The 15,943-nt window shown below is 73.2% G+C and carries 13 protein-coding genes, 1 tRNA gene and 1 other RNA gene; 11 read left to right on the top strand and 4 right to left on the bottom strand.

The genetic code is table 11. The features are described from left to right. Window positions 1–152: 152 nt before the first annotated feature. Window positions 153–240 (bottom strand) — tRNA-Ser (locus tag ACGGZK_RS17450). Beyond that, window positions 237–333, bottom strand: an RNA gene (gene ffs / locus ACGGZK_RS17445) — signal recognition particle sRNA small type. Before ffs ends, ACGGZK_RS17450 begins: the two co-directional genes overlap by 4 nt. 92 nt (window positions 334–425) lie before the next feature. Here ffs and pta point away from each other — a divergent pair. The 4 genes from pta to ACGGZK_RS17425 all read left to right on the top strand — a co-directional run bounded on the left by pta (window position 426) and on the right by ACGGZK_RS17425 (window position 5,787). Next, window positions 426–2,576: a phosphate acetyltransferase gene (gene pta / locus ACGGZK_RS17440; protein ID WP_395243885.1), complete on the top strand. Its 2,151-nt coding sequence runs from the start codon at window positions 426–428 to the stop codon at window positions 2,574–2,576. A gap of 3 nt (window positions 2,577–2,579) precedes the next feature. Further along, window positions 2,580–3,791 (top strand): acetate/propionate family kinase, encoded by a 1,212-nt coding sequence (locus ACGGZK_RS17435; RefSeq protein ID WP_395243884.1) that lies wholly within the window; start codon window positions 2,580–2,582, stop codon window positions 3,789–3,791. 80 nt (window positions 3,792–3,871) lie between these two features. Continuing rightward, window positions 3,872–4,450, top strand: a complete 579-nt coding sequence (locus tag ACGGZK_RS17430; RefSeq protein ID WP_395243883.1) for an ArsR/SmtB family transcription factor — start codon at window positions 3,872–3,874, stop codon at window positions 4,448–4,450. Further along, complete coding sequence (locus ACGGZK_RS17425) at window positions 4,447–5,787, top strand: MFS transporter (RefSeq protein WP_395243882.1); 1,341 nt, start codon at window positions 4,447–4,449, stop codon at window positions 5,785–5,787. The genes ACGGZK_RS17430 and ACGGZK_RS17425 overlap by 4 nt, the downstream gene beginning before the upstream one ends. A gap of 21 nt (window positions 5,788–5,808) precedes the next feature. On the opposite strand, the gene ACGGZK_RS17420 is transcribed toward ACGGZK_RS17425, so the two are convergent. Further along, window positions 5,809–6,183, bottom strand: a complete 375-nt coding sequence (locus tag ACGGZK_RS17420) for a TraR/DksA family transcriptional regulator (protein WP_395243881.1) — start codon at window positions 6,181–6,183, stop codon at window positions 5,809–5,811. A gap of 121 nt (window positions 6,184–6,304) precedes the next feature. On the opposite strand from ACGGZK_RS17420, the gene ACGGZK_RS17415 reads away from it, so the two are divergent. The 3 genes from ACGGZK_RS17415 to ACGGZK_RS17405 all read left to right on the top strand — a co-directional run bounded on the left by ACGGZK_RS17415 (window position 6,305) and on the right by ACGGZK_RS17405 (window position 9,881). Beyond that, a complete protein-coding gene (locus tag ACGGZK_RS17415) occupies window positions 6,305–8,848 on the top strand; it encodes a DNA polymerase III subunit gamma and tau (protein WP_395243880.1) in 2,544 nt (847 codons plus the stop codon). A 3-nt stretch (window positions 8,849–8,851) separates the two neighbouring features. Beyond that, entirely contained in the window at window positions 8,852–9,448 is a 597-nt protein-coding gene (gene recR, locus ACGGZK_RS17410; RefSeq protein ID WP_395243879.1) for a recombination mediator RecR, read from the top strand. 70 nt (window positions 9,449–9,518) lie between these two features. After that, window positions 9,519–9,881, top strand: a complete 363-nt coding sequence (locus ACGGZK_RS17405; RefSeq protein WP_395243878.1) for a nuclear transport factor 2 family protein — start codon at window positions 9,519–9,521, stop codon at window positions 9,879–9,881. 36 nt (window positions 9,882–9,917) lie between these two features. Here the strand turns inward: ACGGZK_RS17405 and ACGGZK_RS17400 are convergent, their stop codons facing one another. Next, the gene (locus ACGGZK_RS17400; RefSeq protein WP_395243877.1) at window positions 9,918–10,409 is read right to left on the bottom strand and encodes a hypothetical protein; all 492 of its coding nucleotides are present in this window, start codon (window positions 10,407–10,409) and stop codon (window positions 9,918–9,920) included. 161 nt (window positions 10,410–10,570) lie between these two features. Between ACGGZK_RS17400 and ACGGZK_RS17395 the strand changes: the two genes are divergently transcribed. The 4 genes from ACGGZK_RS17395 to ACGGZK_RS17380 all read left to right on the top strand — a co-directional run bounded on the left by ACGGZK_RS17395 (window position 10,571) and on the right by ACGGZK_RS17380 (window position 15,919). Further along, window positions 10,571–11,845, top strand: a complete 1,275-nt coding sequence (locus tag ACGGZK_RS17395; protein WP_395243876.1) for an aspartate kinase — start codon at window positions 10,571–10,573, stop codon at window positions 11,843–11,845. Between the two features lie 135 nt (window positions 11,846–11,980). Beyond that, window positions 11,981–13,036 carry an aspartate-semialdehyde dehydrogenase gene (locus ACGGZK_RS17390; RefSeq protein WP_395243875.1) on the top strand — a complete coding sequence of 352 codons (1,056 nt, stop codon included), beginning with the start codon at window positions 11,981–11,983 and terminating at the stop codon, window positions 13,034–13,036. 91 nt (window positions 13,037–13,127) lie between these two features. Next, window positions 13,128–14,774 (top strand): sensor histidine kinase, encoded by a 1,647-nt coding sequence (locus ACGGZK_RS17385; protein ID WP_395243874.1) that lies wholly within the window; start codon window positions 13,128–13,130, stop codon window positions 14,772–14,774. Beyond that, window positions 14,771–15,919 (top strand): hypothetical protein, encoded by a 1,149-nt coding sequence (locus tag ACGGZK_RS17380; RefSeq protein WP_395243873.1) that lies wholly within the window; start codon window positions 14,771–14,773, stop codon window positions 15,917–15,919. Before ACGGZK_RS17385 ends, ACGGZK_RS17380 begins: the two co-directional genes overlap by 4 nt. Window positions 15,920–15,943: the final 24 nt, after the last annotated feature.

The following is a 15,943-nucleotide window of genomic DNA, read 5'->3' as shown; positions in this document are numbered from 1 at the left end:
GCAGAAGAGGCCGCACCCCCTTCGGGCGCGGCCTCTTCTGCATGGCGGAGGATGGGGGACCCCGTCGGTCGGGCTCCGCCCTCCCTCCTCCTCGAATCACAGCGTCCATGATGCAGAAGAGGCCGCACCCTTCGGGCGCGGCCTCTTCTGCATGGCGGAGGATGGGGGATTCGAACCCCCGAGGGCTTTCACCCAACACGCTTTCCAAGCGTGCGCCATAGGCCACTAGGCGAATCCTCCAAGACCCCTCACGCACCCGCCAGAGCCCGGTTACCCTTGCTTCGTCTCCGACCTGGGGGAGTTGGCCTGGGTGGCGCCACGTGAGGAGCCTCCGACAGTCTACCCGAGCCGGATGCCTCGGACGAACCACGACTCCGCAGCCTGACCCTGTCTCCGCGTCGCCACCCGCCGATAGGCTCGGAGTCGTGGCGCACAGCATCTACATCTGCTCGGCTGAGGGGAACACGGGGAAGTCGACGGTGGCGCTCGGCGCGCTCGACACCCTCGCCAGGCGTGCGACGAAGGTCGGCGTGTTCCGGCCCGTCGCACGGTCGACCGAGGAGCGCGACTACGTGCTCGACCTCCTGCTCGCGCACGACGGCGTCGTGCCCATCGACTACGACGACGCGATCGGCGTCGACTACGACGCCGTCCACGCCGACCCCGAGGGTGCGCTCGCCACCATCGTCAGCCGGTTCAAGGCGATCGAGGCGCGCTGCGACGCCGTCGTGATCATCGGCACCGACTACACCGACGTCGGCAGCCCGACCGAGCTCTGGTTCAACGCCCGCATCGCCGCGAACCTCGGCGTGCCGGTGCTGCTCGTCATCGGCGGGCGCGTGCCCGAGGGCCGCGGACGCAGCGAGGAGCTCGGGCTCGCCGAGCCGCGCACGCCCGCCGAGCTCGCCCAGCTCACCGAGCTCGCGGTCGACGAACTGGCCCGCGAGCATGCCACGATCCTCGGCATCGTCGCGAACCGCGCCGATCCCGACCGGCTCGACGAGATCGCCGCCGCGGTGCGCACCGCGGCCCGCGTGGAGGCCGGGGCCTCCGGCGCCGCCACCGCCGACGGCCTGCACGTGTGGGCCATCCCCGAGGACCGCTACCTCGTCGCGCCCTCGATGCGCACCATCCAGCGTGCCGTGAACGGCGACCTGCTGTCGGGCGACCCCGAGCTGCTGAACCGCGAGGCCCTGGGCGTGGTCGTCGCCGCGATGTCGATGGAGCACGTGCTCGCCAGGCTCATCGAGGGCTCGGTCGTGGTGATCCCGGGCGACCGCAGCGAGGTGCTCCTCGGCGTGCTGACGGCCCACGCGTCGGCGACGTTCCCGTCGATCGCGGGCATCGTGCTGAACGGAGGGATCCCGCTCTCCGAGACGGTCGAGCGGCTGGTGGAGGGCCTGCGGGCCACGCTGCCGATCATCCGCACCGACCTCGGCAGCTACGCGACGGCCATCGCGATCACCCAGGCCCGCGGCCGGCTCGCCGCGGAGTCGCAGCGCAAGCGCGACACGGCGCTCGCCCTGTTCGAGCAGCACGTCGACGGGCAGGCGCTCCTCGACGCGCTCGAGGTGGCCCGCCCCGAGGTGGTCACGCCGATCATGTTCGAGCACCAGCTGCTCGAACGGGCCAGGGCGGCGCGCAAGCACATCGTGCTGCCCGAGGGCGACGACGACCGCATCCTCCGCGCCGCCGCGACGCTGCTGAAGCGCGGGGTCGCCGACCTGACGATCCTCGGCGAGGAGATCGAGGTGCGCAGTCGCGCCATCGGCCTGGGCCTCGATATCTCGGCCGCGCAGGTGGTGTCGAGCCACGACCACGTGCTGGTCGCGAAGTTCGCGGTCGAGTACCAGAAGCGCCGCGCCCACAAGGGCGTCACGCTCGAGCAGGCGCGCGAGCGCGTGTCGGATGTCTCGTACTTCGGCACGATGATGGTCGAACTCGGGCTCGCCGACGGCATGGTGTCGGGTGCCGCGCACACGACGGCGCACACCATCAAGCCGTCGTTCGAGATCGTGAAGACCCGGCCCGACGTCGAGGTCGTCTCGAGCGTGTTCCTCATGGCGCTCGCCGACCGCGTGCTCGTGTACGGCGACTGCGCGGTCGTGCCCGACCCGACGGCCGAGCAGCTGGCCGACATCGCGATCTCGTCGGCGCGTACCGCCACGCAGTTCGGCATCGAGCCGCGCATCGCGATGCTCTCGTATTCCACGGGCGAGTCCGGCTCGGGGGCCGACGTCGACAAGGTGCGCCTCGCGACCGCGCTGGTGCGCGATCGCGCGCCGGAGCTCGCGGTCGAGGGCCCGATCCAGTACGACGCGGCGGTCGATGCGGCGGTCGCGCGCACCAAGCTGCCGGAGTCGGATGTCGCGGGGCGGGCGACGGTGTTCATCTTCCCCGACCTCAACACGGGCAACAACACGTACAAGGCGGTGCAGCGCTCGGCCGGCGCGGTCGCGATCGGCCCGGTGCTCCAGGGGCTGCGGAAGCCGGTCAACGACCTGTCGCGCGGGGCGCTCGTGCAGGACATCGTGAACACGGTCGCGATCACCGCGATCCAGGCAGCGGAGGTGTAGCGCATGAGCGTGGTGCTGGTCGTCAACTCGGGATCGTCGTCGTTCAAGTACCAGCTCATCGAGGTGACCGGGTCGCGCACGCTCGCGAGCGGCCTGGTCGAACGCATCGGCGCCGCCGAGGGGCGGGCGGTGCACAAGGTTCCGGCGGGGGATGCCTCGGGCGGGGCATCCGAGTCGGAGCGCGTGCTGCCCATCCCGGACCACACCGCCGGCTTCCAGGTGATGCTCGACGCGTTCGCCGCGAACGGGCCGTCGCTCGAGGAGTTCGCGCCCGTGGCGGTCGGGCATCGGGTGGTGCAGGGCGGCGCCCGGTTCTTCGAGCCGACGGTCGTGACCGACCTGGTGAAGATCAACATCGACGAGCTGTCGGCGCTCGCGCCGCTGCACAACCCGGCGAACCTGCAGGGCATCGAGGCGGCGCAGCGGGCGTTCCCCGACGTGCCGCACGTGGCGGTGTTCGACACGGCGTTCCACCAGACGATGCCGCCGGCGGCGTACACGTACGCCATCGACCGCGAGCTGGCGGCGAAGCACCGGGTGCGCCGGTACGGGTTCCACGGCACGTCGCACCGGTTCGTCTCGCGTGCGGCGGCGGAGTTCCTGGGCCGGCCGGTCGAGGAACTGCGGCTCATCGTGCTGCACCTCGGCAACGGGGCATCCGCCTGCGCGGTATCGGGTGGCCGCTCGGTCGAGACGAGCATGGGCATGACCCCGCTGGAGGGGCTCGTGATGGGCACCCGGTCGGGCGACGTCGACCCGGCGGTGCTGCTGCACCTGCAACGGCGCGCGGGCCTGACGGCGGACGACGTCGACGACCTGCTGAACAAGCGCAGCGGCATCCTCGGGCTGAGCGGGCACGGCGACCTGCGCGACGTGGAGGCCGCGATGGCCGACGGCGACGAGGCGGCGACGCTCGCGCTGGAGGTGTACGCGCACCGCATCCGCTCGTACGTCGGGGCGTACGCGGCGCAGCTCGGCCGGGTCGATGCGATCGCGTTCACGGCGGGCGTGGGGGAGAACTCCGCGCTGGTGCGGTCGTGGGCGCTGGCGGGACTCGAGGGCTTCGGCGTCGAACTCGATCCGGCCCGCAACGAGGGCCCCGAGCGCGGGCCGCGCCGCATCTCGACGGATGCCTCGCGCACGGCGGTGCTCGTGATCCCGACGAACGAGGAGCTGGAGATCGCCCGGCAGACCGTGGCGGTCATCGAGGCGTAGGCGCACGCGCCGGCGGCTCACGGGCCGCCAATTCCACAAGAACACTTGTACAAGAGTTCTTGTGGGTATACGCTCGGGCCATGCCCGCCGAACCCAGACACATCGACGTCCGCGACCCCGGGCCCATGCGCGCCCTCGCGCACCCGGTGCGCCTGCGCATCCTGGGCCTGCTCCGCGTCGAGGGCCCGGCCACCGTCGGCCGGCTCGCCGAGCGCACGGGGGAGGCGGCCGGCTCGGTCAGCCACCACCTGAAGACCCTCGCGAAGCACGGCTTCGTCGAGGGCGCGCCCGAACTCGCGCGCGACCGCCGCGAGCACTGGTGGCGCGCCGCGCACGAGTTCACCACCTTCGACGTCGCCGACGTCGAGGGCGACCCCGAGCGCCGCGACGCGGCCGACGCGATGCGCCGTGCCGTGCTCGACGCCTCGCACCTCGAACTGGTGCAGGCGCTCGCCGCCGAGCGCGACGACGACCCCGCATGGGTGCAGGCGAGCGACTCCAGCGACATCGCCGCCCACCTCACGCTCGAGGAGTTCCGCGAGATGGTCGCCGAGGTCGAGGCCGTCCGCGACCGGTGGTTCCAGCGCGGCCGGGACCCGCGCGAGGGCACCCGCATCGTCCGACTGATCACCCACGCGTTCCCGAGGAGCGACGCATGAGCGAGGCCACCGTGCCCGAGGCATCCGACCTGACCGACGTCGCCGGACCGGCAGCCGCACCCGCGCCCCCGGAGGAGCCGCGCCGCCTGATGCCGCTCGTGGCCGCGCTCGCCGCAGCCCTCTTCTCGCTCGGCGGCAACGCGATCTCGCTCGTCGCCCTGCCGATCATCGCGCTCGACCTCACCGGCTCGCCGCTCTGGGCGGGAGTCGCCGGCGTGTTCGCGACCGTGCCGCTCGTGATCGGCGGCGCCTTCGGCGGCGTGCTCGTCGACCGGTTCGGGTACCGCGCGTCGAGCATCGCGGCCGACGTGGCGAGCGGCCTCACCGTGCTCGCGGTGCCCGTGCTGCACGCCACCGTCGGCCTGCCGTTCTGGGCGCTGCTCGGCCTCGCCTTCCTCGGCGGGCTCCTCGACCCGCCCGGCGACACCGCGAAGACCTCGCTCACGCCCGACCTCGCCGCGCTCGCGCGCGTGCCGATCGCCCGCGCCGCGGGCGCGCAGTCGGCCGTGCAGCGCACCGCCACCATGATCGGCGCGGGCACCGCTGGCGTGCTCATCGGGCTGTCGGGGCCGATGGTCGCGCTCGTCGTCGACGCCGTCGGGTTCGGCATCGCCGCGCTGCTCGTGCTGCTGTTCGTGCCCGCCCGGCTCGCGGCGCGCGCCCGGGCCGCGGCGGACGTCGAGGGCGACGGCGAGGCGGTCGCGCCCGACGCGCCGGCCGACTCCGGCGGGTTCGTCGCCGGCCTCCGCTTCGTCGTGCGCTCGCCGCTGCTGCGCGCGATCATCCTGCTCGTGACCCTCACCAACGCGATCGACGCCGCCGGCCTCACCGTGCTGAAGCCGCTGTACGCGTCCGAGGTGCTCGACGACCGCGCGATGCTCGGCTTCATGGTCGGCACGTTCGCCGCCGGCGCGCTCGTCGGATCGGCGGTGTTCGGCGTCGTCGGGCACCGCTGGAGCGGGCGCTGGATGTTCGCGATCTGCTTCGTCCTGGCCGGCGTGCCGCCGTACCTGGCGATGGCGCTCGAGGCGCCGGCGCCGGTGCTGCTGCCGGTGCTCGCCGCTTCGGGCCTCGCCGCCGGCGCGCTCAACCCGATGATCTCGACCGCGATGTACGGGCTCATCCCCGACGGCATGCGCGCCCGGGTGTTCGGCGTGCTGACCGCCGGGGTGACGGCGACGATGCCGCTCGGCGCATTCCTCGGCGGAGCGGCCGCGCAGGCGTTCGGGCTGGTTCCCACGGTCGCCGCGTGCGCGCTGCTCTACGCCGTCCTCGGCGCGAGCCCGCTGGTGCTGCGCTCGTTCGACGGGCTCGCCGCGGCGCGACCGCGCGACTGAGGGCGCGGACCAGACCGCTCGTCAGCCGATGCGGCGGGCGCAGTCGATGCAGAGGGTCGCGGTCGGGCGGGCCTCGAGGCGGGCGACGGTGATCGCACGACCGCAGCTCTCGCACACGCCGTAGCTGCCGTCGGTCAGGCGGCCGAGGGCGCGGCGCACGTCGGCGAGCTCGTGCTCGGCGTCGGTCAGCACGGCCGAGCGCTGCGACCACTCCTGGGTCATGGTCGGGCCCTCGGGGTCGTGCTCGTCGTCGGCGGAGGCATCCGACCGTGCGGCGCGCACCTCGCTGATGCCGATGCGGTGCTCGGCGAGGCGCTCGTTCGCCTCGGCCTCCTCGGCCAGCAGCAGGCGCTCGAACTTCTCGAGCCGTGACGGGGTGAAGCTCCGGGTGGTCATTCCGCCCTCCTTCCGCCGCCCCGGGCGGCGTCGACGCGCGGCGTACGCGACGCCGCGTGCCCAGCATGGTACGCCCTCGCCATCCGGATCCCGTGTCGGACGCGGCAACTAGCATGGTTCCGTGGTCACCGCCCTCTATCGCCGCTACCGGCCCGAGACCTTCGCCGAGATGATCGGCCAGTCCCAGGTCACCGAGCCGCTCATGACGGCGCTGCGCACCGATCGGGTGAACCACGCCTATCTCTTCAGCGGCCCGCGCGGCTGCGGCAAGACGACCTCGGCGCGCATCCTGGCGCGCTGCCTGAACTGCGCCGAGGGCCCGACGGATGTCCCGTGCGGGGTCTGCCCGAGTTGCGTCGAGCTGTCCCGCGGGGGCGGCGGCTCGCTCGACGTCGTCGAGATCGACGCCGCGAGCCACAACGGCGTCGACGACGCCCGCGACCTGCGCGAGCGTGCGGTGTTCGCCCCGGCGCGCGACCGGTTCAAGATCTTCATCCTCGACGAGGCGCACATGGTGACGCCGCAGGGCTTCAACGCGCTGCTGAAGCTCGTCGAGGAGCCGCCCGAGCACGTGAAGTTCATCTTCGCGACGACCGAGCCCGACAAGGTGCTCGGCACCATCCGCTCGCGCACCCACCACTATCCGTTCCGTCTCGTGCCGCCGGCGCCGATGCTCGAGTACGTGCAGAAGCTGTGCGACGAGGAGGGCATCACCGTGCAGCCCGGCGTGCTCGCGCTCGTCGTGCGCGCCGGCGGCGGGTCGCCGCGAGACACGCTGTCCCTGCTCGACCAGCTGATCGCCGGCTCCGAGGGCACGACGGTCGACTACGAGCGCGCGGTCGCCCTGCTGGGCTACACGCACGGCGCCCTGCTCGACGAGGTCGTCGACGCGATCGGCGCGAAGGATGCGGCGGGCGCGTTCGCCGCGGCCGACCGGGTCGTGCAGACCGGCCAGGATCCGCGCCGGTTCGTCGAAGACCTGCTCGAGCGGCTGCGCGACCTCATCGTGGTCGCGGCCTCGTCGCCCGAGTCGGCGAAGTCGGTGCTCCGCGGCATCCCGGAAGACGAGCTGGCCCGCATGGGCGCGCAGGCGACGCTGTTCGGCCAGGCCGAGCTGTCGCGCGTCGCCGACCTCGTGAGCCAGACGCTGACCGAGATGACGGGAGCCACCTCGCCGCGGCTCCACCTCGAGCTCATGCTGGCGCGCGTGCTGGTGCCCGCGGCCGACGACTCCGAGCGCGGCGCGCTCGCCCGCGTCGAGCGCCTGGAGCGCCGCGTCGGCGTCGACGGCGCCGTGCCGGTCGCGGAGGCGGCTCCGGCTTCCGCCGGTGGTCGCGTGGCGGCGCCGGAGGCACCCGCACGTGGTCGAGGCGCGAGCGCCGGCGAGCGGATCGAGACCACCCCGCCCGCGGCACCCAGCACGCCCGCGGCACCCACCACCCCCGCCGGCCGCGCCGCCTCGCCCGAGCCGACGCGCCCCGAACCCACCCCCGCCGCCACCCCCGAACCTCCCGCGCCGCGCCCGAAGCCCGTCGGCCCGGTCACCACGCAGCTCCTCCGCGACGCATGGCCCGAGGTCCTCGGCGTGCTCGAGCGATCGAAGCGCACGGCGTGGATGGCCGCGCTGAACGCGCACGTCATCGAGTACCGCACCGACGACGCCGTGCTGGTGATCGGGTTCCCGAGCGCCCGCGACGTCGAGGAGCTGAAGAGCGGCGCCGGCAAGCAGAGCAACGCCGAACTGCTCCGCGGCGCGATCCACGACATCCTCGGCGTGCAGGTGAAGTTCGTGCCGCGCGTCGTCGGCGCGCAGGCGACGTCCGCCGGTGGTGCGGCGGGCGGGTCGGCCGGCGACGGCGCGTCCGGCCCGGCGTCGTCGGGTGCCGGCCAGCCGGGTCGCGGTGCCGCGGACGCCGGTCCGTCCGGTGCCGGGGCGGCGAGCACCGCGTCGTCGGCACCCGGGTCTTCGAACCCCGGCCCGTCGAACCCCGCCGCGTCGAACCCCGGCCCGTCGAACCCCGCTGCGTCCAGTCCCGCCTCGCCGGCTCGCGCGACGTCCGACCCCGGCTCGGCGCGGGCGTCCGGCCCGGCGACGCGGTCGGGCGCGTCCGCGCGCACGGCCGGTGCCGCCACCTCCGCCGGGCCCGCCGGTCCGGTCGACTCGTGGGCCGTCGTCGCGATCCCGGCGGACGAGCCGGCCGATGCAACCGCAGCCCCGACCTCGTCCGCTGCGGTCCCGTCGGCGTCGGGCCCGGTCGGCGGCCAGTCGGCCGCCGCTTCCGTGCCCGCGAGCGAGCGTTCGCGCGAGGCATCCGCCCCGACCGCCACGCTCGAGCGGCCGGCGGTCGAGTCGGAGTACGGCGCCGTGCCCGACGACGCCGAGGCGCCCCCGGAGGACGAGGAGCCCCCGTTCGACCCCGGCCCCGAGCCGGAGGCCTACGACGCCGCCCCTCCCGCGGCCGCCGCGCCGGCGCGCGGCGAGCGCCCGGCCACGGCCGCGAAGGGCCGCCCGTCGAACGCCCGCACCGCCTCCGCGCCGAAGGGCGGCGGCACCGGGTTCCAGCGGTACGGCGAGTCGGTCGTGCGCGAGGTGCTCAACGCGACCTTCCTCGAGGAGGTCGACGCGCCCGCACCCGCGCCGCGCGGCCTCGGGGAGCGTGGGTAGTCCGTGTACGAGGGCATCGTCCAGGAACTGATCGACGAGCTCGGCCGACTGCCGGGCATCGGGCCGAAGTCGGCCCAGCGCATCGCGTTCCACATCGTCCAAACCGAGCACTTCGACGTGACGCGGCTCGCCGAGATCCTGCTCGAGGTGCGCGACAAGGTGCGCTTCTGCGAGATCTGCGGCAACGTGTCGCAGGAGGCGACCTGCTCGATCTGCCGCGACCCGCGCCGTGACGCGACGCTCATCTGCGTCGTCGAGGAGGCGAAGGACGTCGTCGCGATCGAGCGCACGCGGGAGTTCCGCGGGCTCTACCACGTGCTCGGCGGGGCGATCAGCCCGATCGACGGCATCGGGCCCGACCAGCTGCGCATCCGCCAGCTCATGCAGCGCCTCGCAGATGGCACCGTGAACGAGGTCATCCTCGCGACCGACCCGAACCTCGAGGGCGAGGCGACGGCGACGTACCTCAGCCGCATGCTCACCACGCTCGAGATCCGCGTGACGCGCCTCGCCTCCGGCCTGCCCGTGGGCGGCGACCTCGAGTACGCCGACGAGGTCACCCTCGGCCGCGCCTTCGAGGGCCGCCGCATCGTCGGCTGACGTTCGCGCCCCGTTCCGACCCGGCGTCCACCACTTGACGCCGCCCGGCGACCACGGGTGGACTGGACCCATGGCGAGCATGGCGGCGGAATGGGTGGCAGGGTACGTCAAGGCGTGGGAGTCGAACGATCCGCGTGACATCGCGGCGCTGTTCACCGAGGACGCCCGGTACCTCACCGCCCCGGATGTCCCGCCCCGCGTCGGCCACGAGGCGATCGTCGCCGGTTGGATCGAGGACCTCGACGACCCCGGCACGTGGGCGTTCGACTGGCGCATCCTCCACGAGGAGCCCGGGATCGCGTTCATCCAGGGCCGCACCGACTACCCGGCGCGCGCCGACGACTACATCAACCTGTGGGTGATCCGCTTCGCCGACGACGGCCGGGCGACCGAGTTCACCGAGTGGTACATGAAGCGGTCGCACAAGGGCTGAGCTGGCGGGTGCGGGCGCGCCCGCGGGCGGCTGCGGCTACCGCAGCACCTCGACGAGCACGATCCACGCGTGCAGGATCGCCGAGGCGATCGCGAGGATCGAGGCCGCGGCGAGGCATCCGAGCCCCGCGGCAGGCGAGCCGACGAGCACGAGCACCGCACCCACGAGGAACAGGGCCACCGGCAGCCACCCCGCGAACGCCTTCGCCCACCGTGGGCCGTACGTCCGCGGCTCGGCGAAGATGAGCTGCGTCGCGCGCAGCTCGAACCACGCGGCGACGAGGGCGACGGCGAGCACCTCGAGCCCGAACGCCCACTCGGGCTGGTCGGGCACGAGCCCGAGCGCGGTCGTCGTGATCGCCGCGACGAGCGCCGCGAGCGCGGCGGCGGCACGCCCCGGCAGCGAGGCCGTCTGCATGATCTGCGCGATGTTCACCGAGACGGCGACGATGAGCAGGCCCGCGAGGGCCGCCGCCGCGCCGAGCATCGCCACGTTGAACTCGCTCCACGCGTCGGTCAGCTCCCCCATGCCCGCATCGTATCCGCGCGGGCCGTCGCAGCGGGGGATGGGCGGCGTCACATGGCCGGGGCGACATACGCCCCGACGTAGGATGGTGCCGCGGCGCACGCCTCGGCCCACGCGCTCGACGGCACCCGTCCCGCGCCGCACATCACCCCCGGGGAGACCACGTGAGCTTGATCGTGCAGAAGTTCGGCGGATCGTCCGTCGCCGACGCGGAGAGCATCAAGCGGGTCGCCAAGCGCATCGTCGAGACCCGCAAGGCCGGCAACGACGTGGTCGTCGCCGTCTCCGCGATGGGCGACACGACCGACGAGCTGCTCGATCTCGCGAACGAGGTCACGCCGATCCACGCCCCCCGCGAGCTCGACATGCTGCTCTCGGCGGGCGAGCGCATCTCGATGGCGCTGCTCGCGATGGCGATCAAGGGCATGGGCCACGAGGCGCGCAGCTTCACCGGCAGCCAGGCGGGCATGATCACGGATGCCACGCACGGCGCCGCCCGCATCGTCGACGTCACCCCGGTGCGCCTGCGCGAGGCGCTCGACGAGGGCGCGATCGTCATCGTCGCCGGCTTCCAGGGCTTCAGCCGGGAGTCGCGCGACATCACCACGCTCGGCCGCGGCGGCAGCGACACGACGGCGGTCGCCCTGGCCGCCGCCCTCGAGGCCGACGTGTGCGAGATCTACACCGACGTCGACGGCGTGTTCACCTCCGACCCGCGCGTGGTGAAGAAGGCGCACAAGCTCGACCGCATCACGAGCGAGGAGATGCTCGAGCTCGCGGCGTCCGGCGCGAAGGTGCTGCACATCCGGGCCGTCGAGTACGCCCGCCGCCACGGCGTGACGCTGCACGTGCGCTCGTCGTTCAACAACTCGGAGGGGACCATCGTCTACGACCCCTCGCGAAGCCCCGAAGGAGCTGCTGTGGAAGATTCCGTCATCGCCGGCGTCGCCGTCGACCTCTCCGAGGCGAAGATCACCGTCGTCGGCGTGCCCGACAAGCCGGGTGTCGCCGCCGCCATCTTCACGATCGTCGCGGGCGCGAACGCCAACGTCGACATGATCGTGCAGAACGTGTCGGCCGCCGCGACCGGCAAGACCGACATCTCGTTCACGCTGCCGAAGGCCGAGGGCGAGAAGGCCCTCACCGCGCTCGCGAGCGTGCAGGCGAAGGTCGGCTTCGAGTCGCTGCAGTACGACGACCAGATCGGCAAGCTGTCGCTCGTCGGCGCCGCGATGCGCTCGGCGTCGGGCGTGTCGGCGAAGCTGTTCGAGGCGCTGTACGAGGCCGGCATCAACATCGAGATGATCTCGACGAGCGAGATCCGCATCTCGGTCGTCACGCGTGCCGACTCGGTGAACGAGGCCGCTCGCGCGGTGCACACCGCGTTCGGCCTCGACGGCGACATCGACGCGGTCGTCTACGCGGGCACCGGCCGCTGAGCCACTGACGTCCGCCGTCGGGTTCCTGCCAAGGCAGGCGCGACGGACGTCATCCGGGCGCCGGGGCCTCGCGCGTCGGGCACACTGGAAGGAGCGGTGCGCGGTCGCCGTGCACCCCACGAACGAAGGAACATCATGGCCAACGGAGTGAACATCGGCGTCGTCGGCGCGACGGGCCAGGTCGGCGCCGTCGTGCGTCGCCTCCTCGAGGAGCGCGACTTCCCGGTGGCCTCGATCCGCTACTTCGCCTCCGCGCGCTCGGCTGGCACGACGCTGCCGTGGAAGGGCGAGGACGTCGTCGTCGAGGATGCCGAGCTCGCCGACCCGACGGGCCTCGACATCGCGATCTTCTCCGCGGGCGGGGCGACCTCGAAGGTGCAGGCGCCGCGGTTCGCCGCGGCCGGCGTCACGGTCATCGACAACTCGAGCGCCTGGCGCATGGACCCGGAGGTCCCGCTGGTCGTCAGCGAGGTGAACCCGCACGCCATCGACGAGGCGAAGAAGGGCATCATCGCGAACCCGAACTGCACGACGATGGCCGCGATGCCGGTGCTGAAGGTGCTGCACGAGGAGGCCGGCCTCGAGCGGCTCATCGTGTCGACGTACCAGGCCGTGTCGGGCGCCGGCCTCGCCGGAGGCGAGGAGCTCTACGCGCAGGCGAAGGCGGCCCTCGAGCAGGACACGCTGGGCCTCGTGCACGACGGCGCGTCGGTGACGCTGCCCGCGCCCGAGAAGTTCCCGCGGCCGATCGCGTTCGACGTGATCCCGCTGGCGGGCTCGATCGTCGACGACGGCGACCTCGAGACCGACGAGGAGAAGAAGCTCCGCAACGAGAGCCGCAAGATCCTCGAGCTGCCGGGCCTGCTCGTCGCGGGCACCTGCGTGCGCGTGCCGGTCTTCACCGGCCACTCGCTGTCGATCCACGCCGAGTTCGCGAACTCGATCACGCCCGAGCGCGCGACCGAGCTGCTGTCGGATGCCCCGGGCGTGGCCCTGAGCGACATCCCGACGCCGCTGCAGGCCGCCGGCACCGACCCGAGCTACGTCGGGCGCATCCGCCAGGACCAGTCCGCACCCGAGGGCCGCGGCCTCGTGCTGTTCGTCTCGAACGACAACCTGCGCAAGGGCGCCGCGCTGAACGCGGTGCAGATCGCCGAGCTCATCGCGGCCAAGGCGCCCGCCGCCGTCTGATCTCCCGTCGCGGACCCGGCAACCCGGACCTCCGCGACGCACCCCGGCGACCCGGCCCGCCTCGGCGGGCCGGGTCGCTAGGCTCGACCCCATGGAGGGGTCGGGGGGTCCCACTCGTGCGCGGCTGATCACCACGATCGACCGCTCGGTCGTGCTCTCCGAGCTGCTCTTCGCGGCGGCGGTCGTCGCGGCCGCGCTGGCCGAGCTCCTCATCCGCCCCGACCTCGTCGCGCACCCGGCGTTCATGGGCGGGTTCGTGCTGGTGGCGGTGACCCTCGGCGTGACGATCATGGTGCAGTGGTCGACGGTGCCGCCGGCTGCGGTCGTGGTGGTGCCGGTGCTCGACCTCATCGCCGTCGGCGTGATGCGCGCCGCCGATCATGTGAGCGGGCTCGGGCTGCTGTGGGTGTTCCCCACCATCTGGCTGGCGAGCTACTTCGGCATCGTCGGGGTGGTGGTCGCGCTCGGCACGGCGCTCGGCTTCATCGTCGTGGAGGAGGTCGCCTCGGCGGCTCCCTTCGGCCCGGCGTCGATCCCCGGCACCGTGCTCGTGCCGATCGCGCTGGCGTTCGTCGGCGTGTCGGCGGCGTTGACCAGCCGTCGTACGAGGGCGGTGCGCACGCTCATCGCCGCGCAGGCGCGGCAGCTCGAGCGGGCGCTGAAGCGCACGCGCCGGCAGGAGGAGCTGCTCAGCGAGGTGCTCGACGCCGTCGAGTTCGGCGTCGTCCGACTCGACCGCGACGGTCGGCGAGCGATCGTGAATCGCGCATACGCCCGCATGTACGGACTCGACCGGCGCTCGCTCGACGAGGCGAGCGAGGCGGCAGTGCTGGGCGGCGATCGCGTCACCCCGCTGGCGATCGACGAGCTGCCGTTCAACCGGGCGGTGCGGGGCGAGCAGTTCGACGACGTGCTCACGTGGGTGCCGTCGCCGGGCGGGGAGCTCGCGGCGATCTCGGTGACGGCGCGCGCCCTGGTCGGCCTCGACGGCGAGGACGACGGCAGCGTGCTGGTGGCCCGCGACGTCACCGGGGAGCTCGCGGCGGTGCGGGCACGCGACGACCTCGTGGCATCCGTGTCGCACGAGCTGCGCACCCCGATGACGTCGATCCTCGGCTACGTCGACCTGTCGGTCGACGAGCCCGGCGTCCCCGAGCGCGTGCGGCAGAACCTCGAGATCATCGAGCGCAACGGCGAGCGGATGCTCCAGCTCATCGCCTCGATCCTCGCCGGCGCGAAGCACCGGGACCAGCAGGCTCCGCTGGACCTCGGCGACGTCGACCTCGGACGGGTCGTCCTCGACTGCATCGAGGCGCTGCGGCCGCGGGCCGACGAGCAGCGCCTGTCGATCGACGTCGCGAACGTCGAGCCCGTCGTGGTGCGGGGTGACGCCTTCCGGCTCCGGCAGGTGCTCGACAACCTCGTGTCGAACGCGATCAAGTACAACCGGCTGGGCGGCTCCATTCAGGTCGCCGCGACCGCGGAGGACGGCACGGCCTGGGTGACGGTGCGCGACACGGGCATCGGGATCCCGGCGGCCGAGCTGCCGAAGCTGTTCGAGCGGTTCTTCCGGTCGGCGGCGGTGCAGAAGGGCGCGATCCACGGCAGCGGGCTCGGGCTGCCGATCGCGAAGGACCTCGTGGAGATGCACGGGGGCGGGTTGCACGCGGAGAGCGTGGAGGGGAGCGGCACCACCATGATCATGAGCCTGCCCGTCGCCGGACCGGGGACCGCATGATCCTCGACACGTACACGCTCCAACTGGCGCTCACGGTCGTGACGACGGTCAGCGGCGTGCTGTTCCTGCTCGATGCCTTCCTGCGCCAGGCGGATGCCGCGGGCCGCGTCTGGTCGCTCGGCTTCGTCTCGGGGATCGTGTGCTCGTTCAGCCTGTCCGTGCTCACGCTGTACCCGACGGCGTGGTGGACGGCGGTGGCGGCGGCGACGACGAACGTGTTCGCGGTGGCGGCCTTCTGGAGCGGGGCGCGGGCGTACAACCGGCGCCGCGACCTGCTGTGGGTCGGCGTGGTCGTGTCGCTCGCGATCGGGGCGGCCGTCGTGCTGGGCAGCGTCGGCCTCATCGGTTCGGCCGGGCTCGCGCTGCTGTACGCCTCGGTCGCGTCGTTCGCCGCGCTCGGACTCGTCGAGTCGCTGCGCTCGCCGATGAGCCGGCACTGGACGGCGCGCGGATTGTCGGTGATCTTCGCGTTCGTCGCGGCGTTCTACGGGGCGCGGACGGTGGTCGTCCTCCTCCTGGGTGCGGACGCCGAGGTGATGCAGACCCTCCTCGGCCGCGGCGCCGCGGCGGTCGTGGTGATGGCGCTCACGATCACGACGGTGGTGTGCATGACGATCCTGCAGGGCGAGCGGGTGCCACGGGTCGGCGAGCGCGGGTCGTCGCTCGAGTTCACGGCCGACGGACTGCTCACCCGCGACGAGCTGCTGCAGATCGCCGACGACTGGGCGGAGCGGGCCGACTTCCACGGCGACCAGCTGGTGGTGCTGCGGTTCGAGCTCGATGAGCGGGAGTCGTTGGATGCGGCGTTCGGCCGGTCGACGGGGCTGGGACTCGCGGGGGACTTCGCCGCGGTGGTGCGCCGCTACGCGGGCGCCCACACGATCGTCGCCGAGGAGGCGCCGGGGCAGGTGCTCGTCGCGGGCGTGTACCGGCACCTGGCCGACGCGACGGACTCGGCCGAGGAGATCCGGCACGGGCTCCGCGACGAGCGGATCACGGCGGCCGACGGCATCCGGCTCACGGCGAGCGTCGGGATCGTCGGCAGCGACCGGCACGGGTACGACGTGATCACCCTGGTCGACGCGGCGACGAGCGCGGCGCAGTCCGCCCGGGCGGCCGGCGGCGACGTGGTGGTCGAGGGCTGAGCGGGCCGAGCGGCGGGCGGCTCA

The organism is Agromyces sp. MMS24-K17, from assembly GCF_043950245.1.
Classification (GTDB): Bacteria; Actinomycetota; Actinomycetes; order Actinomycetales; family Microbacteriaceae; genus Agromyces.
This window is presented reverse-complemented; position numbering and strand designations above follow the sequence as displayed.